This window comes from Paraburkholderia terrae (assembly GCF_002902925.1).
In the GTDB taxonomy this organism is placed as follows: domain Bacteria; phylum Pseudomonadota; class Gammaproteobacteria; order Burkholderiales; family Burkholderiaceae; genus Paraburkholderia; species Paraburkholderia terrae.
The window spans coordinates 2,517,281-2,539,674 of the sequence record NZ_CP026111.1; the positions used below are offsets into that span (position 1 = coordinate 2,517,281).

Genomic DNA, 22,394 nt, shown 5'->3' on the forward strand with positions numbered 1-22,394 from the left:
TGTTCACATGCAGCCAGCCCGGCAGATGACGGCGCTCCATGCGCCGACTGGAGACGAAGCCACGCGATGCCACGAGCGCGAGCCGCTCTGGACGCTCTTTCGCGTGGTGTTCGGTTTGTCCGCGCTATCGTGGGGCGGACTCGCGTTGATGGCGCAACTGGAGAACCACTACGTCGAGCGTGAGGAGCGCCTCACGCGTCTCGCGTACTCCGACATCGTCGCCCTGGCGTGGATGGTGCCGGGTCCCGTCGGCTGCAACGTCGCGGTGCAGCTTGGCCATGTGCTGCGCGGACGCGCGGGCGCGTGGGTCGCGGGCATCGCCAGCGTCTTGCCCTTCTTCATGCTGATGACGGCGTTCGCGATCTTCTATCGCACGCCGATCGTGCGCGAAGTCGCCTCGCAGACGCTGCTCAATCATTTCAGCGTCGTGCTCGCCACGCTGATCGGCGTCACCTGGTACAAGCAGACCCGCGCGCTCGTGCGCGGACGGCTCGAATGGACGGCAGCCGTGCTCGGCAGCATCGCGCTGGTCGGCGCGCATACGCCGGCCGCGTATATCGGCATTCTCGGTGCTGCGTTCATGTCGGGCTGGGTGCGCAGTAACGCGCGCGGCGCACGCCTCTCGACGACGCTCAGTGCCGGCGACTGGCGGCTGCTGATCGGCCTGTGCGTGTTGCTGCTGATCTTCGCGGTGCCGCTGCCGCATCGCTATGAGCTTGCGCTGTTGTGGCCGCGTCTCGCGGGCGCGGGACTGACGTTGTTCGGCGGTGGCTTCTCCGCGCTGCCCGTGTTGAAGACGCTATTCGTTACGCCCGCGGTCGGTGTGACCAACAACGACTTCACGCTGGCGTTTTCGCTATCGCCCTTGTCGCCGGGGCCGCTCTTGAACGTCGTGCCGTTCTTCGGCTATCTCGTCGAAGGATGGCGCGGCGCGCTGATCGCGACGATCGCGCTCTTCGTACCGTCGGGCTGTCTAGTCGTGCTTGCCCAGCGCCATCTGCATCAATTGAAAACGAACCCGCGTTTCGAGCACGGCATGCGCGTGCTGCGCGCGGTGACGACGGCGTTTCTGGCCGTCGCGGTGCTGCGTATCGTGCGCAATGTGCCGTTCGAACCAGCGTATCTCGTGACGGCGCTGTTCTCGGGCGTGTGCTTCGCAAAGCTGAAGCTGCCCGTGTACGCGGTGTATGGGACGGTTGCGATCGTGTGCGGCGTGTGGCTGTATTTTGGGCACGCGGGGTGATGACGCATTGCATGTTGCCAATAGAAAAGCGCCGCATCAGCGGCGCTTTCGTTTGAAACGTCGTGCGTGTTGCAACCGCGCTTAAAACCCGCGCGACAACGCTGCCACACCAATCGTCACGACGCCCAGCACCAGATTGACGACGACGAGCCGCCGCACGGTCGCGACGGCGCGCGCGCCATCGGGCCATTTCTGTGCCTGCACCGCGCGACGGATACGCGGAAAAACTGCGAAGCGGATATGCCCGAAAATCAGCATCATCACGATGCCGATACCGGCCATCGCGTGAAGCTGCCAGGTGGCGTGGCCACCGCCGAACTGCATCAGCAGGAAACCGCCCGTCAGCAGAATGACCAGCACCGACACGCCGACCCAGTTGAAGAACCGGCCAAATACCGATTCCCACAGCGGCAGACGCAATTGCGGCGAGAGATCTTCGAGTGCCGGACGCAGGCAGAAATGCGCGAATATCATGCCGCCGATCCACACGGCGACACCCAGCAGATGCAGAAAGAGCGCGACTTCAATCGCCTTGTTCATAGTTGTTTTCCTTTGCCGATGTAGCGCGCTGCCGTTATGTCCTGTCGAAACACGCGGCACTGACATGCGCCAATGACCGCGTTCGACTCGTGACATTATGCGCAGTTCATTCGCTGCGCTGTTTTCTTCGTTGTTTTTGTGTTGCGCCGTGAGACACCCCGCTCACGGCGTTTGCCTGCGGCGTTTGCGTGCGTTACGCGCCCAACACCGGACGCAGCGACGTCACCTCTTTCAGCTTCGTATCCGGCGCACGACCCTTGCGGGCACGCTTGCCGACATTCGGAGCCAGCGCGGCACCCGACAACTGCTCTTCGGTTGGCTTGTTGCGGTACATGCCTTCCAGCACGACGCCTGCCTTGGTGATCGCGAGCGCCTGCGTCAGCGATTCGTTCGGATCGAGCGCCATCAGGATCACGCCACGTCCGCCGCCAGAGAGCGTCTTCATCTCGTCGAGGCCGAACACCAGCAGACGCCCGCCGCCCGACAGACACGCCACTTGCGTCGCATCGGGCAGCATCGGCATCGGCGCGAGCGGCGTCGCGCCCTCGTCGATCGTCATGAACGCCTTGCCCGCCTTCACGCGGCTGACCATGTCGCCAACCTTCGCGATAAAGCCAAAGCCGTTCGACGACGCCAGCAACAGCGCCTGCTCCGCCGTCGCCGCGTAGTAATGCATCAGATGCGTGCCCGATTCGAGCTCGATCAGCGACGTTACGGGAACGCCGTCGCCACGGCCGCCCGGCAACTGCGAAACCGCGACGGAATACACGCGGCCCTTGCTACCCCACGCGATCAGCATGTCGGGCGTGCGGCACTGGAACGCGGCGTAGAGACCGTCGCCCGCCTTGAACGTGAAGCCGGCGGGATCGAGCCCGTGGCCCTTCAACGCGCGCACCCAACCCTTCTGCGACACAACCACCGTCACCGGCTCGTCGACGACGCGCACTTCGAACGTTGCGCGCTTTTCCTGCTGGATCAGCGTGCGGCGATCGTCGCCATATTGCTTTGCGTCTGCTTCGATTTCCTTGATGATCAGGCGCTTCATCGCCGATTCGCTGCCGAGCAGTTCTTCGAGCTTTGCCTTCTCGTCGCGCAGTTCGGACAGTTCCTTCTCGATCTTGATCTTCTCGAGGCGCGCCAATTGACGCAGCCGAATTTCAAGAATGTCCTCAGCCTGACGCTCGGACAGACCAAAGGCTTCGATCAGCGCCGTCTTAGGTTCGTCGGATTCGCGAATGATGCGGATGACTTCGTCGATATTCAAAAAGACGATCATCCGGCCTTCGAGGATGTGAATCCGGTCGTTGACCTTGCCGAGACGATGCTGCGTGCGGCGCGTGACCGTCGTGAAACGGAAGCCGACCCACTCGCGCAGGATCTCGCCGAGCCCCTTCTGACGCGGCCGGCCATCCGCGCCGACCATCACGAGGTTCAGCGTCGCGTTCGATTCGAGGCTCGTATGCGCGAGCAGCGTGGTGACGAACTCGGCTTGATCGATGGTGCGCGACTTCGGCTCGAATACGAGACGCACGGGCGCATCCTTACCCGACTCGTCGCGCACGGCGTCAAGCAGACCGAGAAGCGTCTGTTTTGTCTGCAACTGTTCCGGCGTCAGCGACTTCTTGCCAAGCTTGATCTTCGGATTCGTCTGTTCCTCGATCTCTTCGAGCACCTTCTGGCCGGAGGTATTCGGCGGCAACTCGGTAATGACGAGCTGCCACTGCCCGCGTGCGAGATCTTCGATCTTCCAGCGTGCGCGGACCTTGAGACTGCCACGGCCCGTTTCGTACGCCTGCGAGATTTCCGTGTCGCTCGAAATGATCTGGCCGCCGCCCGGGAAATCCGGGCCGGGCACATGCTGCATCAACTCGGCGTGCGTGATGTGCGGATGACGGATCATCGCGACGGCGGCCGCTGCGACCTCGCGCAGGTTGTGCGACGGGATTTCCGTTGCCAGACCGACCGCGATACCCGACGCGCCGTTCAGCAACACGAACGGCAGACGCGCGGGCAGCAGCTTCGGCTCTTCGAACGAGCCGTCATAGTTCGGCATGAAATCGACGGTGCCCTGATCGATTTCGTCGAGCAGCAGTTTCGCGATTGGCGTGAGACGCGCTTCCGTGTATCGCATCGCCGCTGCGCCGTCGCCGTCGCGCGAGCCGAAGTTGCCCTGGCCGTCGATCAGCGGATAGCGCATCGAGAAGTCTTGCGCGAGACGCACGAGCGCGTCGTACGCCGACTGGTCGCCGTGCGGGTGGTATTTACCCAGCACGTCGCCGACCACACGCGCCGACTTCACCGGCTTCGCGTTGTCGGCGAGACCCATCTCGTTCATTGCATACAGGATGCGGCGCTGCACGGGCTTCTGGCCGTCGCAGACGTCGGGCAGCGCGCGGCCCTTCACCACGCTCACGGCGTATTCGAGGTACGCGCTTTCAGCGTAGTCGCCAAGCGTCAGCACGTCGCCTTCGGGCGCGGCCGGCTCGGTAAAAAGATCGGGAGTGTTGTCGTCCATCTAGATTCCGTGTCCTTGTTCGGCGGCGCGCGCTTCGTGCCTCCCATGCATTGCATGGGTTCGCTGGCACGAAGCGCGGCGGCGCTCAGATATCCGCTTCGACCTGGTTGCCCTTGTCTTCGAGCCAGCTGCGGCGCGACGCCGCTTCGCCCTTGCCCATCAGCATCGTCATTCGCGCGACGGTGGCGTCGAAGTCGAGCTGGCCGAGCGCGACGGGCGACAGGCGCCGTGTGTCCGGGTTCATCGTCGTGTCCCACAGTTGCTCGGCGCTCATTTCACCCAGGCCCTTGAAGCGGCTGATGGACCACTGCGATTCACGCACGCCGTCCTTGCGCAGCTTGTCGAGGATCGCTTCGAGCTCGCCTTCATCCAGCGCGTACAGCTTCTGCGCGGGCTTCTTGCCGCGCGCGGGCGCATCGACGCGGAACAGCGGCGGGCGCGCGACATGCACGTGTCCGCGCTCGATCAATTGCGGGAAGTGCTTGAAGAACAAAGTAAGCAGCAGCACCTGGATGTGCGAACCGTCGACGTCCGCATCGGACAAGATACAGATCTTGCCGTAGCGCAAATTGGACAGGTCGACGTTGTCGTCCGGGCTGTGCGGATCGACGCCGATCGCCACAGAAATGTCGTGTACTTCGTTGTTGGCGAACAGACGATCGCGCTCGGTTTCCCAAGTGTTCAGCACCTTGCCGCGCAACGGCAGGATGGCCTGATACTCCTTGTCGCGGCCCATCTTCGCGGAGCCGCCGGCAGAATCGCCCTCGACGAGGAACAGTTCATTGCGGCCGATTTCCGTCGATTCGCAATCGGTCAGCTTGCCCGGCAGCACGGCGACGCCCGAACTCTTGCGCTTCTCGACCTTCTGGCCGGCGCGCGTACGCGCCTGCGCCTGCTTGATGACGAGATCGGCGAGCTTCTTGCCGTGCTCGACGTGCTGGTTGAGCCACAGTTCGAGTGCAGGACGCGCGAACGACGACACCAGCTTCACGGCATCGCGGCTATTCAGACGTTCCTTGATTTGCCCCTGGAACTGCGGGTCGAGCACCTTCGCGGACAGCACGAACGACACGCGCGCGAACACGTCCTCCGCGAGCAGCTTCACGCCCTTTGGCTGCAGGTTGTGCAGTTCGACGAAGCTCTTCACGGCCTGGAACAGACCGTCGCGCAAGCCCGATTCGTGCGTGCCGCCAGCGGGCGTCGGAATCAGATTGACGTAGGACTCGCGCGTGAGTGACCCTTCTTCGCTCCACGCGACGACCCACGCCGCGCCCTCGCCTTCGGCGAATGTCTCTTCGTTGGAGCGCGAGCTTTCCGCGTAGCGCTCGCCTTCGAAGAGCGGGATCAGCAGGTCGCTGCCCGCCATGCCTTCCATCAGATAGCCGCGCAGGCCGTCTTCGTATTTCCAGCTCAGACGTTCACCCGTCTTTTCGTTGACGAGTACGACTTCGACGCCCGGCAGCAGCACGGCCTTCGAGCGCAACAGGCGCTGCAGTTCGCCGAGCGGCAGGTTCGGCGAATCGAAATATTTCGCGTCGGCCCACGCGGTCACGCGCGTGCCGGACTTCTTCTCGCCCTTCGCCGCGGCGCGCACCTGCAACTGCTTGACGACGTCGCCATGCGAGAAGCTCAGTTCGGCGACCTTGCCGTCGCGCCACACAGTGACGTCGAGGCGCGTGGACAGCGCGTTCGTCACCGATACACCGACGCCATGCAGGCCGCCGGAGAAGGTATACGCGCCGCCTGCCGCCTTGTCGAACTTGCCGCCCGCGTGCAGGCGCGTGAAAACAATTTCGACGACGGGCACGCCTTCTTCCGGATGCATGCCGAACGGAATGCCACGGCCGTCGTCTTCGACGGACACGGACTGGTCGGCATGCAGTGTGACGGTGATCTGACGGCCGTAGCCGCCGAGCGCTTCGTCGGATGCGTTGTCGATGACTTCCTGGATGATGTGCAGCGGATTTTCGGTGCGCGTGTACATGCCGGGCCGCTGCTTGACCGGCTCCAGGCCCTTGAGCACCTTGATCGATGCTTCGCTATACGCGGCGTTAGGCTTTTTCGTTGACATGGCTTGCTCGGGTCCGTCGGTTCATCGTTGTCCACATGTCCTGTGGACAGGTGCGTGGACAATGCGTTGAGTTTTCAAAAAAAGCGAAACGAAACAACGGAGTGTGTGCGCTGCGCGACTTGCGTGCAGCAGTTATCGGTTTGCCTTGTCTGCTTTCCGCGGTTTTCCCGCAAGCCCGGTTTCGGGCGGTACGCTGGAACGACCGTGGGAAGCAGGTTCGCGGGTATTTTACTGATTTCGATGCGCGGGGCAATTTAGATGAAGGGTGTAGGACGGTTGGTCGGGAAAACGTCCTACACCCCGATGGGTGGTCTACTTCCGCTTACTCTCCAACTCATCCCACCGTTCAATCGCCACGAGCAGTTCCTCGTCGATCGCCGCGTAGCGCTGGGTCAGCCGCGTGCCTTCTTGCGCGTCCTTCACGAAAATGGAACCGTCCTCGATCTGCGCGCCGATCGCCTTCTGCTCCGCTTCGAGCGAGGCAATCTTCTCGGGCAGCGCCTCCAGCTCGCGCTGTTCCTTGAATGAAAGCTTCACCGTACGCTGCGCGTTACGGCCTGCCGCGCTGTCCTTGGCCGCGGTTTCCTTCGGCGCCTCTTTCAACACATCCTGCTGCGCGATCTGCTCGGAACGCTCGCGCTGGATCTGCCAGTCGGTAAAGCCGCCGACATATTCGCGCCACTTGCCCTCGCCCTCCGACGCAATCACCGACGTCACCACGTTGTCCAGAAACGCGCGGTCATGGCTCACCAGCAGTACCGTGCCGTCGTAGTCCGTCAGCAGTTCTTCGAGCAGTTCGAGCGTCGGGATGTCGAGGTCGTTGGTCGGCTCGTCGAGCACCAGCACGTTCGCCGGACGCGCAAAGAGACGCGCGAGCAGCAGACGGTTGCGCTCGCCGCCCGACAGCGACTTCACTGGCGAACGCGCGCGCTCGGGCGCGAACAGAAAGTCGCCGAGATAGCTCATCACGTGCTTTCGCTGGCCATTGATCTCGACCCAGTCGCTGCCGGGGCTGATCGTATCGCCGAGGCTCTTGTCCAGATCGAGCTGGGCGCGCATCTGGTCGAAGTAAGCGACTTGCAGGTTGGTGCCGATGCGCACCTTGCCGTCGTCCGGCTGCAGTTCGCCGAGAATCAGCTTGAGCAGTGTCGTCTTGCCCGCGCCGTTCGGACCGATGAAGCCGATCTTGTCGCCGCGCATCACCGTTGCGGAAAAGCGATCGACCACCGTGCGCTCGCCATACCGCTTCGTCACGTCCGTCAGTTCGGCGACGATCTTGCCGGACTTTTCGCCCTGCCCGACGTCGAGCTTCACGTTGCCTTGCACATTGCGGCGTTCTGCGCGGTCATTGCGCATCTGCACGAGCCGCGCGATGCGCCCGACGCTGCGCGTGCGCCGCGCCTCGACGCCCTTGCGAATCCACACTTCTTCCTGCGCGAGCAGCTTGTCGAACTTCTCGTTTTCGACCCGCTCCACTTCCAGTTGCTGCGCCTTGCGCGTCTGATACGCGGAGAAATTGCCCGGATACGACAACAACCGCCCGCGATCCAGTTCGACGATACGCGTCGCGACGCGATCGAGAAACGCGCGGTCGTGGGTGATGAACAGCAAACCGGCACGCTGCGAGATCAGCAATTCTTCCAGCCAGCGAATGCCGTCGAAGTCCAGATGGTTGGTCGGCTCGTCCAGCAGCAGCACGTCCGGCTGCACGACGAGCGCCCGCGCCAGCGCGACGCGCTTTTGCATGCCGCCCGACAGCGAGCCGACCCGCGCGTCGCCATCGAGGCCGATCTGCGCGAGCGTCGTGGCGACGCGTGTGCGCCAGTTCCAGGCATCGGTGGTATCGAGCGACGATTGCAGCGCGTTCATGCGCGCAAGCAACGCGTCGTGCTGCGCGCCTTCCGGCGTTTCCGCCAGCTCGTGCGCGACCGTGTTGTATTCGTCGAGCAGCGCGCTCGCGTGCGTGAGGCCCGCCGCGACCGTGTCGAACACGGTGACGTCCGCGTCGAATTCGGGCTCCTGCGGCACGTACACGGTGACGAGATCCTGCTGGCGCGTGACGAGGCCATCGTCCGGTCTGGCGAGTTCGGCGACGATCTTCAGCAGCGACGACTTGCCCGCGCCGTTGCGGCCGATCAGCCCGACGCGCTCGCCGGCTTCGAGAGAGAAATCCGCGTGATCGAGCAGCGCGACGTGGCCGAACGCCAGTTGCGCGCCCGTGATGGTGTAAAGCGACATGGGAAAGGAGGAACCAGCGATGAGTCGGAAGCGCTCATTGTACCGGGCGGCGGCGCGAATACTGACGGGATGCGGCCCGGCAGGATGGCATAGGACGAATGACGCATGCTGCGCACGTCCACGGCGCTCGAGCCGGTGGGTCGGCATGAGCTAAGCGGACGGAAGAGAACGCGAATGCCTGTCCCGGCGTAGGCGTTCGCAGCGGCAAACCGTTCCGTGAATTGAAGGTGAGCGAAAAAGGGCGCGCCAAGCGCGCCTTTGCTTACTTCACGTGAATCGTGATCGTCTTGCTCATCTCCGGGCCATACGAACGGTGCGCACCGTCGCCGAAATCGAGCGTCAAGGTGTGATCGCCCGGCGGCAGCGTGATCTCCGTTTCCGTCTGGCCCTTGCCGAAATGTAGCGACTTGTCGTTGGCGGGAATGACTTCGCCCTTCGGCAGCGGCTGCCCGTCGATGATCAGATGATGATGCCCCGTGCCTTCCGTCATCGTGCCCGCGGGAACGACCTTCATGCCGTCGACGGCAAACTTCACGTGAATGGGGTTGCTCACGGTCGCGCCGTCCTTCGGCTCGACGAACGAGACGCCCGCGGCATGCGCCGCGCCCGACAAGACCAGCATGCCTGCGCACGCTGCGCCGGCCAACCATCTGTTATTCAGCATCGTTTTTCTCCTTGGCTAAAGCGGCTCGATGGGCACGGCGTACGTAGGCGTTCGCGCACGGCCGCATCGTACTGAAAGAATACACGCTGGCGCCGGCCCCGCCGGACGTCGGATCGCCGGGATGCACACTGCTTCGCGTTGATCTAAAACGGTAAACGGAGCGGACGGCGTGGGTCTTCCGGCGAATTCCGGTAATATTGCGGGTCGCCGCCGCATGCACTAAAAAGGGGCAGATTGGCGGATTTTGCATTGAATCAATGAAGAGCGTGTGTCGTGAGTGAAGTGATCGAATATAAGAGCTGGGTCTGTCTGATTTGCGGCTGGATCTATAACGAAGAGGAAGGTTTGCCCGAGGAAGGTATCGAAGCGGGTACGCGTTTCGCCGATATCCCCGTGGACTGGCGCTGCCCGCTGTGCGATGTGGGCAAGGCTGAATTTGCTGTAGTCGAGTTCTGATCGGCGGTTCTGTTACAGAAACGTCGTTCGTTTAGAGCGGTCCGCGGGTTCAATGCCTGCGGACCGCTTTGCTTTTGGCGGCCCACCCGCCGTGGTCAGTCGCGCCTTGCGACGACGATCAGTTCGCGGCTCGCATGATCGACGGGCGATCGGGACCAGTCGCCGAACCATTCCAGGTCGCTGAAACCCGCTTTCACGAGCGCTTCGCTCAGCGAGGCCTGCGTGCGAAAACGCAGGTGGCTGGGCGCGACGACCGTGTCGCCGTCTCGAAGGAATCGATACTGGGTGTCGAAGCGAACGCGGTCATTGTTTGCTTCGATGAGTTGCTGCCAGATTTCGACGGCGCCGTAGCGCGGGTCGTCGATCACGCGGCGCGACAGTTCAGGCGTCCACGCCATCCACGGCGACACGGATGGATTGCGGCTTTCGAAGGCGAGCCGTCCGCCGGGACGCAACGTGGCTTGTGCAGCGGCTAGCGTGGCATCGAAGCTCGTATCGTCGAGGAAAACCTGCGCGACGTGGCCTGTCATCACGGCGAGATCGGCGGACTTTGCGCCTAGTTGCGCCGCGTCGCCTTCTATCCATTCCACCCGGTCGCCGCCTGGCCGTCGGCGGGCGATATCGAGCATCGCCGGCGACGGATCGACGCCCGTCACCGTATGGCCGCGCCGGGCCAGTTCACAGGCGAGTAGCCCCGTGCCGCAGCCGATATCGACGATGCGCGAGGCCTCCGTGCGTGCGGCCAGGTCAATATAGAAGCGCGTGTCGGCGGCGAACGGGTTGAGCGCGTCGTAGAGCGCGACGAGACGCGGATCGGCGTAGTGAGCATCGGTCATCGGCCGATGGTAGCCGTGCGGTGCACCAGCCGCTACCGCGTTGCCCCGGGCGATGCCCGCGTCGAAAGCCGCTTTGGCCAACGGGCGATTTGCTATACTCTGCGCTCGTCGGCGGCCCCTCCCCGTAGTTCAATGGATAGAACAAGTGCCTCCTAAGCGCTAGATACAGGTTCGATTCCTGTCGGGGGGACCACATCGGCGACGGACGACGCTACAAAAAAACCCGCAACAGCTCACGCTTTGCGGGTTTTTTGTTTGCTACTGCCGCATTGCATTGCAATGCAATGCGGCAAACAGCCACAACGATCAGCCGTTCACCGATGCCTGCGCACCACCACCTGAATCTTGGCCAGTTGCTGGTCGCGCTGATCGAAGAATCTGGCGAGCGCAAACAGCGACGCAGCGGCAAACGGCCAGAGCACAAAGAAGGTAGCGAGCATGATCGACTCCAGAGCGAAAACGTTTGAATCGAGTGTACGCCCGCGCTAAACAAAGAAAACTATCGGAATTGCCAAAACACAGTTCCCTTTTTTGGAAGGGAATGGAAAACGAGCCCGCGTGGCGCGGCTGGACGACCTTTTCCCGAGCAGACCGGGTCCGACCAACCTCGCCCGACCGTGACAAAATCACGCACTTCACGCAACACACGCCAGCACAATCGAAGGACAACCCATGGATATCCACAAGCAACTCGCCGCTCTCACCACTTCCGAACTGCAAACGGCAGGCGCCAGTCAGGCAACGGCCATCGCCGTCAGCGTGCTGCTGCGTCATTTGAACTCGCCGGAGCTGTCGAAGCTGCTGAGCACCGCATTCGAGAATCACCAGGCGGTCATGCTGCAAACACCGTGGCCGGACCAGATGCTGCAATCGTTCGAAGCGACGCGCCGTTTTCTCGAAGGCGCGGCCAACCCGGCCCCTAGCCCCGATCAGCCCGTCTGACGCAGCACGCGTCGCGCCGTGTCCATCGCGCGACGCAAAAAAGCCACACGCGCCAGCGCCCCGGCATGGGCCGGAAGCCCGCCCGGCGGGGCTTGCGCGCGAGCGCCGCAAGCCAGTGTGCGCTCTCCCACCTAACGCGCCATTTGTCTGCGGACGGACGCGCGGCGTCCTTTTATCATCTCGTCACTCCTCGGATACGTCAGTAGGTTGACAGATGCCCTACCCGTACAACCTTGCAGTCGCCGCTGGCCTGATGATCGTCGTGCTCACCTGCAGCCTGGCGCTCGCGCTGACATGAACCGACCCGCACACGGCCCTCGAAACACCGGCCACTCGCCCGCTGCCCGCGTCGGCATCGCCCGATTCCGAACCGCATAAGCTCGTCGCGGCGCAAATATTTTCAAGCCGACCCTAAAGTTTTCCAAACCCCTGCCGTAGTGGGGGCATGGACCATTACCTCACTTCGTCGGCGGGATCGTTCAAATCGACTCTGATCGATCAGGACATCGCGCACATTGCCCGCGTCATGCGGCCTTCGATGCATGGCGACCTGGGTGGGGCCATCCTCCCCGCCACCTACTGGCGCAAACGCCTCTTCGAATTGCTCGACGCCGACCATTTGACCAATTCGCAGCTTTGCTCGATCGACGATCTGCTGTTGCAGCTCGACGAGCTATGCACGAAGGATCTGACGCCGCTGCCCGTGACGATCACGCGGCCCGCGGCGTCGCGCGATGCGAACCGCCATCGCGTACGCCGCAAGCGCTGAGCGAACCCGCGGAGCCTCTGCGGCGCCGCTGCGCTGCGCGGATCGAGGCGCGCCACGCATTTAACATTCATTGACCCGCCGCGCTTCATTCCACGATGCTGCACCCAGCAGCGCGAACACCCGGCGGCACAGCGACAGGATGATCTGGCGCGTCGCCGGGGCTGCCTTCCCTCTCCCTTCACACGCTCACGCCCTCCGGCGCAGGAAAATTTGTCTGCGGAACACGCCGCAATCGCGAATTAGGGACATTCGTAGGTCATAATGTCCGCAAAAATTCCCAGCAAGGATTCCTGTGACTCAGGCTTCACCGCTTGACCTGCTGAAGCAGGCGCGCACCCGCTTCACACAAAAAGAAATCGCCGCGCATGTCGGCAAGGACATCAAGACAGTGCGCCGCTGGGAAAAAGGCGAAACGCCTTGCCCCGCGATGCTCGAACCGGCACTGCACGCGATGCTGTATCCCGCCACGGCGCGCAACGCCGGCGCGCATGCAGGCAACGGAACGAGCACACGCATCATCGATCTGTTCGCCGGCATCGGCGGCATCCGCATGGGCTTCGAGGCGCACGGAGGCCAATGCGTGTTCACCAGCGAGTGGAACGACTTCTCGCAGAAAACGTATCAGGAGAACTTCCGTGACGGCGACGCGCAGCACGCGCTGATCGGCGACATCGTCACGTTTCCCGCCGAAGCCGTCCCCGAGCACGACATTCTGCTCGGCGGCTTTCCGTGTCAGCCGTTTTCGATTGCAGGCGTCAGCAAGAAGAATGCGCTCGGCCGCCCGCACGGTTTCGAATGCGCGACGCAGGGCACGCTGTTCTTCGATGTCGCGCGCATCATCGCCACGCGCCGCCCGGCCGCGTTCCTGCTCGAGAACGTGAAGAACCTGCTGTCGCACGACAAGGGCCGCACGTTCGACGTGATCCTTCAGACACTGCGCGACGAGCTCGGCTACGAGGTGCATTACCGCGTGATCGACGGCGCGCATTTCACGCCGCAGCATCGCGAGCGGATCATCATTGTCGGCTTTCGCGGCAAGACGTCGTTCTCGTGGGACGATCTGCGGCTGCCGGAAGAAGGCCCGCGGCTCGCGTCGATTTTGCATCGGACGGACGGCAGCGAGCCCGTCCTGCCGTGGGACGGCGACCGCTTCTTCGATCACGCCGCGCGTCAGGTGCAGCCCAAATACACGCTGACGCCGAAGCTCTGGACCTACCTGCAGAACTACGCGGAGAAGCATCGCGCGGCGGGCAACGGCTTCGGCTATGGAATGGCGTATCCGCAAAGCGTGACGCGCACGTTGTCGGCGCGCTATCACAAGGATGGCTCGGAGATTCTCGTCTACCAGGGCGAGAAAAACCGCCCGCGCCGTCTGACGCCGCGCGAATGCGCGCGGCTGATGGGCTTTCCCGACACGTTCCGCATCCCCGTCAGCGATACCCAGGCGTATCGCCAGTTCGGCAATAGCGTCGTGGTGCCCGTGATGCGCGAAGTCGCGCGCATCATGCTGCCGCATGTGCGCGCGCTCACGCACGCAGCGCAAGCGGAAAGCGCGGCGGAGCTCGCGCACTGATGGTCGATATCGTCGACGCGGCCACGCGCAGCCGGATGATGTCCGGCATTCGCGGCCGCAACACGAAACCTGAAATCCTGATCCGCAGCCTGCTGCATCGGCGCGGCTTCCGCTTCCGGCTCGACGCGCGCGATCTGGCCGGCCGGCCCGACATCGTGTTGCCGCGGTATCGCGCGGTGATCTTCGTGCATGGCTGCTTCTGGCATGGTCACGACTGTCATCTCTTCAAATGGCCGCAGACGCGCCCGGAGTTCTGGCGCGACAAGATCGGCCGCAATCGCGCCAACGATGCGAAGGCCCAAGCCGCGCTGCTCGAAGCCGGCTGGCGCGTCGCGACGGTGTGGGAATGCGCCTTGCGCGGGGCGAACCGGGACATCGACGGCGTCCTGCAGCGGCTAATCGACTGGTTGCACGGCGGCGCGCCGCTGCATGAAGAGCGCGCATAAGGACCGCACATGAGGTTGCGTCTCCAAGCGACGCGGCGAATTTTGCAAGATGCCGGTGCTACACTCGATTAGCTAACTGGGAGTCTCCAGGCTATCTTCCGAGCGGTCTTTCAACGGCTCCCGCCTATCCTGGAACCATCCACTGAAGGAGGCGCATGATGGCTGATTTTCGAATCTGGTCGGACGACTTCCCCGCGAACGGCTTTATGCCGAAGGCACAGGAGATGAACGACAAATCGTTCGGCGTCTCCGGCGATGGCGAGAACATCTCGCCCGCGCTGCAATGGGACGCGCCGCCCGCCGACACGCAAAGCCTGGCGCTCACCGTCTACGATCCCGACGCGCCCACGGGCAGCGGTTTCTGGCACTGGGTCGTCGTCAACATTCCCGCCGATGCACGCTCGCTGCCGCGCAACGCAGGCAAAGCCGACGGCAGCCTGTTGCCGGCCGGCGCGCTGCAGTTTCGCAACGACTACGGCTCGGTCGGGTTTGGCGGCGCAGCGCCGACGCGCGGCGACAAGCCGCATCGCTTTATCTTCCGCGTGCATGCGCTGAAGGTGGCAAGCCTGCCGCTCACCGCCGACACGACGAACGCCGTCGCGCGCTACATGACGCATCTGAACGAAATCGATTCGGCCACGTACACGGGCCTGTACGAACTGAAGTAACGGCGGCGCTCCGATCTCCACGGGCCGGCATGGCCGCCGCGCGATGCGCGTGTCATGCCGGGCCGAATCGGTTGCCCGCTGTCACGACCGCTGTCGCAGGAAGCACAATCCTGGACACGACTGCCGGCGGGCATCGACCGCCTCGCCGCTCATCACAACAACACAATGCAAGCTTCTTCGTCGACCGACAACCGCCATCCACCGGGCGCTTCCAACCCCGCTGCTCCCTCTCCCGCCGCCGCGCCAGAACCCGAACTGGGGCTGCCGATCCCGCAGCGCTACTGGGCGATCCTCGTCGTCGCGCTGGGCATCACGCTCGCCGTGCTCGACAGCGCAATCGCCAACGTCGCGCTGCCGACCATCGCGCGAAACCTGCGCGCGAGCGCCGCAAGCTCGATCTGGGTAGTGAACGCGTATCAGCTGTCGGTGACGATTTCGCTGCTGCCGCTGTCGTCGCTGGGCGATCGCATCGGCTATCGGCGCGTCTATATGGGCGGGCTGGTGCTGTTCACGATCGCGTCGCTCGGCTGCGCGCTAGCCACGTCGCTGCCGACGCTCGCGCTCGCCCGCGTGATCCAGGGCTTCGGCGCCGCGGGCATCATGAGCGTCAACACCGCGCTCGTGCGCATGATCTATCCGCCCGCGCAACTCGGGCGCGGCGTCGCGATCAACGCGATGGTGGTCGCCGTCTCGTCCGCCGTCGGGCCGACGGTGGCGTCCGCCGTACTCGCCGTCGCGGCGTGGCCGTGGCTCTTCGCGATCAACGTGCCGATCGGCATTGCCGCCATCGCAGTGGGCTGGCGCGCGCTGCCGCGCAACGAAGGCCATCCGTCGCCATACGACTATCCGGGCGCCGTGATGAACGCGTTCGTGTTCGGGCTTCTGATCTTCGCCGTCGATGGCTTCGGCCACGGCGAGCGCTACGGTTTCGTCGCCGCCGAATTGATCGGCGCGATCGTGATCGGCTACTTTTTCGTGCGGCGGCAACTCACGCAGTCCGCGCCGCTGTTGCCCGTCGATCTGTTGCGCATTCCTATCTTCGCGTTGTCGGTGGGCACGTCGGTGTGTTCGTTCTGCGCGCAAATGCTCGCGTTCGTGTCGCTGCCGTTCTTGTTGCAAAACAATCTGGGCCTATCCCAGGTCGAGACAGGGCTGCTGATGACGCCGTGGCCGCTCGTGATCGTCGGCGCGGCGCCGCTGTCGGGCGTGCTGTCGGACCGGATCTCGGCGGGCTGGCTCGGCGGCCTCGGGCTCGCGACGCTGGCGCTCGGCCTGTTGCTGCTGGCCACGCTCGGCCCGCACCCCACGGCATTCGATATCGTGTGGCGCATGGCGCTGTGCGGCGCGGGCTTCGGCATTTTCCAGTCGCCGAACAACCGGACGATGCTGTCGGCGGCGCCGCGCCACCGCAGCGGCGGGGCGAGCGGCATGCTCGGCACCGCGCGCCTGACGGGGCAAACGCTCGGCTCGGCGCTCGTCGCGCTGATCTTCGGCATCGCGCCGCAGCACGGCCCCGTGCTCACGCTCTACGTGGCGGCGTGCTTCGCGGGCGCGGGCGCGCTCGTCAGCACGATGCGCGTCCGGCACAGCGCGCCGACGGCCGCGTAACGCATACCTTCCAACGCCCCGCTTTCCGCCTATTCTTGTAGACGAAGCCTCAACCGCCGATGTCCGTCGCGACGTGCGGTGCGGGTTTCGCTCTGGCCTTCGAACCTCGGCCTTTGAACGATAGGGGGCACCATGTCACTCATCGTCGCTGGACGTTTCACCACTTTCCCCGCCGCCGAAGACGCCGCGCAAAAGCTCTTCGACAACGGTTTTCCCGGTGAAGACGTCACGCTGTTTTTCGTCAATCCGCGCGGCCAGCATGCGCGCCATCCACTCGACGAACACGCCGCCGCCCCGCCCACGATCTCCTCCGCGCCGCCGACGTCCCCTCGCCATCACCACGCGGTGACGATCGGCGCTGTCGCGGGCGCCGTGATCGGTGTCGCGGTGTTCACCGCGTTTTCGGCGTCGATGCCCGTCGTCGTGATCGCGGCGGGTGTCGGTGCGTATCTCGGGTTGGTGGTGGGCAAGATGGCCCAGGCGCGCAGCGGTCCGCACGAACATCACGACGTCGTGCATCACGAGATGCGCAACTCGGGCGTGCTCGTCGCCGTGCATGTGTGTCCGGAGAACCAGATGGACGCGGCGCGGATTCTGCGCGAGGCGGGCGGCGCCGATATCGAACGCGCAACCGGTCACTGGCAACGCGGCAAATGGGCGGATTTCGATCCGCGTCAGACACCCGTGCCACTCACCGAGTTGAACCAGCAGCAGGCGTGACGGGCTCGACGGCTCGAAAAACGCCTGGCTGGAAACGAAAACGGCAGCCTGCAAGGCTGCCGTTCGTGAACCTGCGCGCCCCACGAGGCCGCGCAATCTTACTTATCTCACGTTAGCTCAGACCGTGACGTCCGCGCGCTTGACGGCCTTCTCCGTCACCGACGAAGCCGTCGCGACATTCCGCAAATCGGCAAGGAACGTATCGCGCCATACCGACAGGTTGTTCTCGCGCAGCGGCGCCATCATGTCCGCGTGACGCGCCTGGCGCTCGGCGAGCGGCATCGACAGCGCGCGCTCCAACGCCTCGGCCATCTGCGACAGATCGAACGGATTGACGACCAGCGCGCCGGGCAACTGCTCGGCCGCGCCCGCGAATTGCGAGAGCACCAGCACGCCAGGATCGGCCGGGTCCTGCGACGCGACGTATTCCTTTGCGACGAGGTTCATCCCGTCGCGCAGCGGCGTCACATAGCCGACCTGTGACTGACGGAACAGCGCCATCAGCAGATTGCGTTCGTACTTGCGATTCAGGTACTGGATAGGCGTCCAGTCCAGTTGCGCGAAGCGGCCGTTGATACGCCCCGCCTCGCCTTCCAGCGTCTGCCGAATGCGCTGGTAGGTCTGCACATCGGCGCGGGTCGGCGGCGCGATCTGCACGAGCGACACGCGGCCATGCCAGCCGGGCGCGCTCTGCAACAGACGCTCGAATGCCTGGAAGCGCTCGACCAGCCCTTTCGAATAGTCGAGCCGGTCCACGCTCATGATCAGCTTGCGGCCGCGCATGCCGTCGCGCAGGCTACGCACCGGCTTGCGGTCGGTGAACTGCTCGGCGGCCTTGGCGATCGCATCGGGATAGATACCGATCGGATACGCCCCCACCTTCAGGAACCGGCCGTATGCGTGAATCATGTTCTCGTCGCTCGACGTGCCATGATGCCCGCGCTCGATGTAATCGACGAACGACTGACGGTCCGCGTCCGTTTGGAAACCGACCACGTCATAGCTGCACATGCACTTCACGAGTTCCTCGTGCGGCGGCACGGTGCGCATCACCTCCGGCACGGGAAACGGAATATGCAGAAAGAAGCCGATCGGATTCTTCACGCCCAGATCGCGCAGGCAGCGCGCGAACGGCAACAGGTGATAGTCGTGAACCCAGATGATGTCGTCGGGCTTGAGCAATTCCTTCAACTGCTTCGCGAGCGTCACGTTCACTCGCAGATAGCCGGCATATTCCTGCCGGTCGTAGCGCGACAGGTCATTGCGGTAGTGGAACGTCGGCCATAGCGTCGAATTCGAGAAACCGCGGTAGTACTGGTCGTAGTCGCGCTTGGTCAGCCCCACGGTGGCGTAGGTCACGTTGCCCTGCTTCTCGATGACGGGCGGGGACGACTCGGCGACGGTCTCGCCGCTCCAGCCGAACCACACTCCTCCCGTTTCCTTCAGGGCGTCCAGCACTCCGATTGCGAGACCGCCCGCTGCGGGGCGTCCTTCCTGAGTCGGCGCGACGCGGTTTGAAACGACGATCAATCTGCTCATTGCGGCTCCACCTCATTCAGTTGACTGTACATGCGGTGATACTCCGCCTTACGGCACGCAAGTCCTATGCCGTCATGCGCAAAAAGACGGAATAAAAATGTATGTAAATGTGACAGGCGAGCAAAAACTAGCTGCGCCCGGGCACCCGCGCAGCAGATTTTTCGCTCGACGATCCAACCGGAACCGGCCGGAAAAATGGCTTCAGGCGTCCTGCTCGGAGCCCAGGTCGCGCTGGTATTCCAGCCCTTCCTGACGCGTGCCACCCTGGTTGTGATCCCCGTCTGGCGGCGCGCCGGGCGCCGGGCGGTTCTGCTGCGCCGGGTCCGGCCCGACGGGTGGATTGCCCGAGCCGCCGGCTGGGCGCTGGTCGCGCTTCGAATGACGCGCGGAGCGCCGCAATGCGGGATGTCTCATGATGGACGCCTCCAGGGGAAGGCCAGTACCCGGACAGGGTTTGCCCGGGACGCATCCCCTTAGTCTAGGCCGATGAACGTAAATTGCCGGTAAAAAGTTCGGCGGTTTTGTAACGCGTACAGGGCGCGGGCCCGCCAATTGCGTAAAGGCGCCAAATCCGCGTAAGTCCATTCGGGTGGCCGCTGCTGTGTGAAGTCAGGTGTCAGAACTCCGGCAGCAGCGTCATGCGGGCAATCGTATGAGGCGTTTGCGAAGGTTGCGACGGCGGATCGCCGATCGGCGGTGTATCGGGTTCGACGGGTTCGCGCGTCGGGTCGGGTATCGTATCCGGCTGGTTCGGCTCGGGCGGCGTCGTAGGTTCAGGACGGTGCGCGTAGATACCGTGGACGGCGTTATGTTCCGGCATGGTTTGGCTCCCTGTTTTCGTTCGATGTCGTCGTCGCCTGGTGCGCTGTCGACTGTTGAACTCAAATCAGCAAGGCATGTGCCGTTGATGCCGCTGTCCGCCGTGGCGGACAGCGGCAAGTCCAGCTATTTCGCCGACGCGCTCACGCGTCCGCCTTGCCGAGAGCCTGCGGCTCGTCGCTGACGTCGTCGACATCGGCACGTCCGGCATCGTTGCCGTATTCGACAAGCCGGTTATATAGCGTCTTCAGGCTGATGCCGAGAATCTCGGCCGCGCGCGTCTTCACGCCGCCGCACTGTTCGAGCGTCGCCAGAATCAGCTGACGATCGGCCTCGGCGAGCGATGTGCCGAACGGAATCGTGATCGCCGTGCCCGCCGTCGGCTTCGACAGCGAGATTTGCAGCGGCACCGTGGCCGTGCTGTCCGAATCCGTGCCCGCCATGATGTGCGCGCGCTGCACGTAGTTCTTCAGTTCGCGCACGTTGCCGGGCCACGGGTACGACAGCAGCATCTCCTTCACTGCGGGCGGGAAGTGCTTCTTGGTGGTGTGCTGCTCGTTGAGATCGTCGAGGAACGCCTGCGCGAGCAACTCGACATCCTTGCCGCGCTCGCGCAGCGGCGGCAGGCTGATCGGGAACACGTTCAGACGGTGATACAGGTCAAGGCGCAGCTTGCCTTCGAGCACGGCCTGCTCCGGATCGCGGTTCGTCGCGGCGATCAGGCGCACGTCGGTTTCGATTTCCTTCGTCGTGCCGACTCGCATGAACATGCCCGTCTCCAGCACGCGCAGCAGCTTCACCTGCAACTCGATCGGCATTTCGGTGATTTCGTCGAGGAATAGCGTGCCGCCGTTCGCGCGTTCGAAATAGCCTTTGTGCTGACGGTCGGCGCCCGTGAACGCGCCGCGCTCGTGGCCGAACATCTCCGATTCGATCAGGTTCGGCGAGATCGCGCCGCAATTGACGGCAAGAAACGCGTGCTTGCGCCGCAGGCTCAACTGATGCAGCGTCTGCGCGGCGACTTCCTTGCCAGTGCCCGATTCGCCGACCAGCATAACGGAAGCGGCCGTCGGCGCGACGCGGCTGATCTGGTCGTACACCTGCTGCATGATGGGTGAATTGCCGAGCATCAGGCCGAAGCGGCCCATGCGACGCAACTCGCCGCGCAGCGTGCCGATTTCGGCCTTCAGATCGCCTGCGCGCGGCAGGCGGCTCAAGATGGCCTTCACGCGCTGCATGTTGATCGGCTTCACGAGGTAATCGGCGGCGCCCATCTTCAGCGCACTCACAGCCGACTCGACCGTCGCATGCCCCGTGATCACGACGAACTCGACGCCCGAGCGCGGATCGAGATCCTCGAACAGGTCGACGCCCGAGCCATCGGGCAGCTTCAGATCGGTGAACACGACGTCAGGCGTTTGCCGCACCAGCTGGATTCGGGCCTCGCGCAGATCGCCCGCCGTCGCCGTGGTCAGCCCGTCTTCCGCGATGATGGCCGCCAGCGCCTCGCGGGTACTCGGATCGTCATCGACAATCAATACATGTGGCATCGCGTATGGAAAGCTCGTAAGTGCTGGTCATGGATACGCGCAGCCTGCGTCTCGCCGGAAAGTTGCGAACGACGAAAGCGCCCGCGCGCTGCGATTTTCAAGCATACGCTTGCATCGCAGCGACGAACGCCTCGACCGGAAAAACTTTCCGAATTAACGCATATGCGCAACAATTACCGTAAATTTTGCTATAAAAGGCACTTATTGTTGTGCTTTTTGCTCATTATAAGGCCTCAGGTCGAAAAAACATCAACCCGCATATGAGGCGGCGCACGGTCGTCTTAAATCGCATTCCGCCGTGCGCGTCATCCGGTTTAGCTGCGCGGAAACGGCCAGGCGTCGCCGTGATCCGCGCCATTACCGTTGCGCAGATGCTTGGCGGGCGTGGGCGCGACCTGCGCGCCCGGCGCTCCCTGCGTGGGTTGCACCGGCTCCGTCACGGCGCCGCCCTCGCCTTCCCAGCGCGTCAGATCGCGCGCGAGCGGTTGCTGCGCGGCGCGCTGCTTTTGCACCCAGCGCCATGCCAGTACGCTGCCCACGGCGAACACGGCGCCGAATATGCCGATCTTGGGTCGTGCCATGTTGAACTCCTTGTTGTCGCGAATGGAAATGGCAGCGGCCACGCGGCCGCCATGCCGGATTAGCGCCGCTCAGCGCGCGGCGAGCATGCCGAGCACGAAGCCGACACCGGCCGCGATGCCCAGCGACTGCCACGGATTCTGGCGCACGTATCGCTCAGTCTGGACGGTGGCGCTGCGGTAGCGCCGCTGGGCCGAGGTCTGCGCGTCGGCGAGCGCGTTCTGCACGGAATCGACGTGCGTGCGCAGCCGCTCACGCAGCGCGTCGAGGCCTTCGCCCGGCACGGCTGCCGCGAGCCGCAGCATTTCTTCTGAATCGGTCAACAGCACGCTGAGATCCTGGACAAGTTTTTGTCGGCCCAACGCGAGCTGTTCGGTGGTTTCCGTCATTGCATTCTCCTGTTCCGGCGCGGGGACCGGATTTGTCCCGTCTGTCGATGGGCGGTTCCGGTGTCATGCGTCATTTCCTGTCTGTCGCAACGGTCGTTCCCGGCATCCTCGTGCGATCTACGGGTTCTCATCGAGTTCCGCAACGCGGCGCAATCGAAGACCACGGAAGACCGCGCGCAGGCATGCGCGATGCAGACAAAGTTGCCGACCTGCATCGCGCGCCGCGCAA

General features: G+C 63.8%; 22 protein-coding genes and 1 tRNA gene. 10 read left to right on the plus strand and 13 right to left on the minus strand.

The genetic code is table 11. The annotated features are described in order from the left end of the window. Positions 1 to 7: 7 nt before the first annotated feature. The gene (locus C2L65_RS11115; protein WP_420852435.1) at positions 8 to 1,243 is read left to right on the plus strand and encodes a chromate transporter; all 1,236 of its coding nucleotides are present in this window, start codon (positions 8 to 10) and stop codon (positions 1,241 to 1,243) included. An 81-nt stretch (positions 1,244 to 1,324) separates the two neighbouring features. Here C2L65_RS11115 and C2L65_RS11120 read toward each other — a convergent pair whose 3' ends face one another. The 5 genes from C2L65_RS11120 to C2L65_RS11140 form a co-directional block, all read right to left on the minus strand. After that, positions 1,325 to 1,783, minus strand: coding sequence for a CopD family protein (locus C2L65_RS11120; protein WP_042310324.1), 459 nt, complete (start codon positions 1,781 to 1,783; stop codon positions 1,325 to 1,327). Between the two features lie 193 nt (positions 1,784 to 1,976). Continuing rightward, positions 1,977 to 4,298, minus strand: a complete 2,322-nt coding sequence (parC, locus tag C2L65_RS11125) for a DNA topoisomerase IV subunit A (RefSeq protein ID WP_042310326.1) — start codon at positions 4,296 to 4,298, stop codon at positions 1,977 to 1,979. Positions 4,299 to 4,383: 85 nt separating this feature from the next. After that, complete coding sequence (locus C2L65_RS11130) at positions 4,384 to 6,369, minus strand: DNA topoisomerase IV subunit B (protein WP_042310327.1); 1,986 nt, start codon at positions 6,367 to 6,369, stop codon at positions 4,384 to 4,386. Positions 6,370 to 6,681: 312 nt separating this feature from the next. Next, entirely contained in the window at positions 6,682 to 8,607 is a 1,926-nt protein-coding gene (locus C2L65_RS11135; protein ID WP_042310329.1) for an ATP-binding cassette domain-containing protein, read from the minus strand. 262 nt (positions 8,608 to 8,869) lie between these two features. Then, entirely contained in the window at positions 8,870 to 9,271 is a 402-nt protein-coding gene (locus tag C2L65_RS11140) for a DUF4399 domain-containing protein (protein ID WP_042310332.1), read from the minus strand. A 273-nt stretch (positions 9,272 to 9,544) separates the two neighbouring features. Here C2L65_RS11140 and C2L65_RS11145 point away from each other — a divergent pair, with 273 nt between their 5' ends. Beyond that, a complete protein-coding gene (locus C2L65_RS11145) occupies positions 9,545 to 9,727 on the plus strand; it encodes a rubredoxin (RefSeq protein ID WP_007587908.1) in 183 nt (60 codons plus the stop codon). 95 nt (positions 9,728 to 9,822) lie between these two features. Here C2L65_RS11145 and C2L65_RS11150 read toward each other — a convergent pair whose 3' ends face one another. Beyond that, positions 9,823 to 10,563: a class I SAM-dependent methyltransferase gene (locus C2L65_RS11150; RefSeq protein WP_174485070.1), complete on the minus strand. Its 741-nt coding sequence runs from the start codon at positions 10,561 to 10,563 to the stop codon at positions 9,823 to 9,825. A 118-nt stretch (positions 10,564 to 10,681) separates the two neighbouring features. Between C2L65_RS11150 and C2L65_RS11155 the strand changes: the two genes are divergently transcribed. After that, a tRNA-Arg gene (locus tag C2L65_RS11155) sits at positions 10,682 to 10,756 on the plus strand. 121 nt (positions 10,757 to 10,877) lie between these two features. Here the strand turns inward: C2L65_RS11155 and C2L65_RS47045 are convergent. Next, positions 10,878 to 11,003 carry a hypothetical protein gene (locus C2L65_RS47045; protein ID WP_255221896.1) on the minus strand — a complete coding sequence of 42 codons (126 nt, stop codon included), beginning with the start codon at positions 11,001 to 11,003 and terminating at the stop codon, positions 10,878 to 10,880. Between the two features lie 232 nt (positions 11,004 to 11,235). Here C2L65_RS47045 and C2L65_RS11160 point away from each other — a divergent pair, with 232 nt between their 5' ends. From C2L65_RS11160 to C2L65_RS11190, 7 genes are all read left to right on the plus strand, one after another. Beyond that, the gene (locus C2L65_RS11160) at positions 11,236 to 11,505 is read left to right on the plus strand and encodes a hypothetical protein (protein ID WP_042310333.1); all 270 of its coding nucleotides are present in this window, start codon (positions 11,236 to 11,238) and stop codon (positions 11,503 to 11,505) included. Positions 11,506 to 11,950: 445 nt separating this feature from the next. Beyond that, the gene (locus C2L65_RS11165; RefSeq protein WP_042310335.1) at positions 11,951 to 12,274 is read left to right on the plus strand and encodes a hypothetical protein; all 324 of its coding nucleotides are present in this window, start codon (positions 11,951 to 11,953) and stop codon (positions 12,272 to 12,274) included. A gap of 292 nt (positions 12,275 to 12,566) precedes the next feature. Then, positions 12,567 to 13,847, plus strand: coding sequence for a DNA (cytosine-5-)-methyltransferase (gene dcm / locus C2L65_RS11170; RefSeq protein ID WP_042310337.1), 1,281 nt, complete (start codon positions 12,567 to 12,569; stop codon positions 13,845 to 13,847). Continuing rightward, on the plus strand, positions 13,847 to 14,293 hold the full coding sequence (locus C2L65_RS11175) for a very short patch repair endonuclease (protein ID WP_042310340.1): 447 nt from the start codon (positions 13,847 to 13,849) through the stop codon (positions 14,291 to 14,293). The genes dcm and C2L65_RS11175 overlap by 1 nt, the downstream gene beginning before the upstream one ends. Positions 14,294 to 14,451: 158 nt before the next feature. Next, positions 14,452 to 14,961, plus strand: coding sequence for a YbhB/YbcL family Raf kinase inhibitor-like protein (locus C2L65_RS11180; RefSeq protein WP_042310393.1), 510 nt, complete (start codon positions 14,452 to 14,454; stop codon positions 14,959 to 14,961). Positions 14,962 to 15,126: 165 nt separating this feature from the next. Continuing rightward, positions 15,127 to 16,569 (plus strand): MFS transporter, encoded by a 1,443-nt coding sequence (locus C2L65_RS11185; protein ID WP_081921139.1) that lies wholly within the window; start codon positions 15,127 to 15,129, stop codon positions 16,567 to 16,569. A 132-nt stretch (positions 16,570 to 16,701) separates the two neighbouring features. Next, positions 16,702 to 17,289 (plus strand): glycine zipper 2TM domain-containing protein, encoded by a 588-nt coding sequence (locus tag C2L65_RS11190; protein WP_042310342.1) that lies wholly within the window; start codon positions 16,702 to 16,704, stop codon positions 17,287 to 17,289. A 117-nt stretch (positions 17,290 to 17,406) separates the two neighbouring features. On the opposite strand, the gene otsA is transcribed toward C2L65_RS11190, so the two are convergent. The 6 genes from otsA to C2L65_RS11220 all read right to left on the minus strand — a co-directional run bounded on the left by otsA (position 17,407) and on the right by C2L65_RS11220 (position 22,165). Further along, positions 17,407 to 18,828: an alpha,alpha-trehalose-phosphate synthase (UDP-forming) gene (gene otsA, locus C2L65_RS11195; RefSeq protein WP_042310344.1), complete on the minus strand. Its 1,422-nt coding sequence runs from the start codon at positions 18,826 to 18,828 to the stop codon at positions 17,407 to 17,409. 201 nt (positions 18,829 to 19,029) lie between these two features. Next, positions 19,030 to 19,242, minus strand: coding sequence for a hypothetical protein (locus C2L65_RS11200; protein ID WP_007587923.1), 213 nt, complete (start codon positions 19,240 to 19,242; stop codon positions 19,030 to 19,032). 202 nt (positions 19,243 to 19,444) lie between these two features. Next, positions 19,445 to 19,648, minus strand: coding sequence for a hypothetical protein (locus C2L65_RS11205; RefSeq protein ID WP_042310345.1), 204 nt, complete (start codon positions 19,646 to 19,648; stop codon positions 19,445 to 19,447). 142 nt (positions 19,649 to 19,790) lie between these two features. Then, positions 19,791 to 21,197, minus strand: a complete 1,407-nt coding sequence (locus tag C2L65_RS11210) for a sigma-54-dependent transcriptional regulator (protein WP_042310348.1) — start codon at positions 21,195 to 21,197, stop codon at positions 19,791 to 19,793. Between the two features lie 314 nt (positions 21,198 to 21,511). After that, entirely contained in the window at positions 21,512 to 21,778 is a 267-nt protein-coding gene (locus tag C2L65_RS11215; RefSeq protein WP_042310398.1) for a hypothetical protein, read from the minus strand. Positions 21,779 to 21,847: 69 nt separating this feature from the next. Next, positions 21,848 to 22,165 carry an ElaB/YgaM/YqjD family protein gene (locus tag C2L65_RS11220; protein WP_042310350.1) on the minus strand — a complete coding sequence of 106 codons (318 nt, stop codon included), beginning with the start codon at positions 22,163 to 22,165 and terminating at the stop codon, positions 21,848 to 21,850. Between the last annotated feature and the right edge of the window lie 229 nt (positions 22,166 to 22,394).

What these genes read in the sequence shown, in the direction of transcription:
- C2L65_RS11210 (WP_042310348.1), bottom strand. Translation starts at nt 21,197, where the DNA reads ATGCCACATGTATTGATTGTCGATGACGATCCGAGTACCCGCGAGGCG.
- C2L65_RS11115 (WP_420852435.1), top strand. Translation starts at nt 8, where the DNA reads ATGCAGCCAGCCCGGCAGATGACGGCGCTCCATGCGCCGACTGGAGAC.
- C2L65_RS11150 (WP_174485070.1), bottom strand. Translation starts at nt 10,563, where the DNA reads ATGACCGATGCTCACTACGCCGATCCGCGTCTCGTCGCGCTCTACGAC.
- C2L65_RS11185 (WP_081921139.1), top strand. Translation starts at nt 15,127, where the DNA reads ATGCAAGCTTCTTCGTCGACCGACAACCGCCATCCACCGGGCGCTTCC.
- parC (WP_042310326.1), bottom strand. Translation starts at nt 4,298, where the DNA reads ATGGACGACAACACTCCCGATCTTTTTACCGAGCCGGCCGCGCCCGAA.
- C2L65_RS11160 (WP_042310333.1), top strand. Translation starts at nt 11,236, where the DNA reads ATGGATATCCACAAGCAACTCGCCGCTCTCACCACTTCCGAACTGCAA.
- C2L65_RS11220 (WP_042310350.1), bottom strand. Translation starts at nt 22,165, where the DNA reads ATGACGGAAACCACCGAACAGCTCGCGTTGGGCCGACAAAAACTTGTC.
- C2L65_RS11120 (WP_042310324.1), bottom strand. Translation starts at nt 1,783, where the DNA reads ATGAACAAGGCGATTGAAGTCGCGCTCTTTCTGCATCTGCTGGGTGTC.
- C2L65_RS11180 (WP_042310393.1), top strand. Translation starts at nt 14,452, where the DNA reads ATGGCTGATTTTCGAATCTGGTCGGACGACTTCCCCGCGAACGGCTTT.
- C2L65_RS11135 (WP_042310329.1), bottom strand. Translation starts at nt 8,607, where the DNA reads ATGTCGCTTTACACCATCACGGGCGCGCAACTGGCGTTCGGCCACGTC.
- C2L65_RS11130 (WP_042310327.1), bottom strand. Translation starts at nt 6,369, where the DNA reads ATGTCAACGAAAAAGCCTAACGCCGCGTATAGCGAAGCATCGATCAAG.
- C2L65_RS11200 (WP_007587923.1), bottom strand. Translation starts at nt 19,242, where the DNA reads ATGAGACATCCCGCATTGCGGCGCTCCGCGCGTCATTCGAAGCGCGAC.
- C2L65_RS11165 (WP_042310335.1), top strand. Translation starts at nt 11,951, where the DNA reads ATGGACCATTACCTCACTTCGTCGGCGGGATCGTTCAAATCGACTCTG.
- C2L65_RS11190 (WP_042310342.1), top strand. Translation starts at nt 16,702, where the DNA reads ATGTCACTCATCGTCGCTGGACGTTTCACCACTTTCCCCGCCGCCGAA.
- otsA (WP_042310344.1), bottom strand. Translation starts at nt 18,828, where the DNA reads ATGAGCAGATTGATCGTCGTTTCAAACCGCGTCGCGCCGACTCAGGAA.
- C2L65_RS11140 (WP_042310332.1), bottom strand. Translation starts at nt 9,271, where the DNA reads ATGCTGAATAACAGATGGTTGGCCGGCGCAGCGTGCGCAGGCATGCTG.
- C2L65_RS11215 (WP_042310398.1), bottom strand. Translation starts at nt 21,778, where the DNA reads ATGGCACGACCCAAGATCGGCATATTCGGCGCCGTGTTCGCCGTGGGC.
- C2L65_RS11175 (WP_042310340.1), top strand. Translation starts at nt 13,847, where the DNA reads ATGGTCGATATCGTCGACGCGGCCACGCGCAGCCGGATGATGTCCGGC.
- C2L65_RS47045 (WP_255221896.1), bottom strand. Translation starts at nt 11,003, where the DNA reads ATGCTCGCTACCTTCTTTGTGCTCTGGCCGTTTGCCGCTGCGTCGCTG.
- C2L65_RS11205 (WP_042310345.1), bottom strand. Translation starts at nt 19,648, where the DNA reads ATGCCGGAACATAACGCCGTCCACGGTATCTACGCGCACCGTCCTGAA.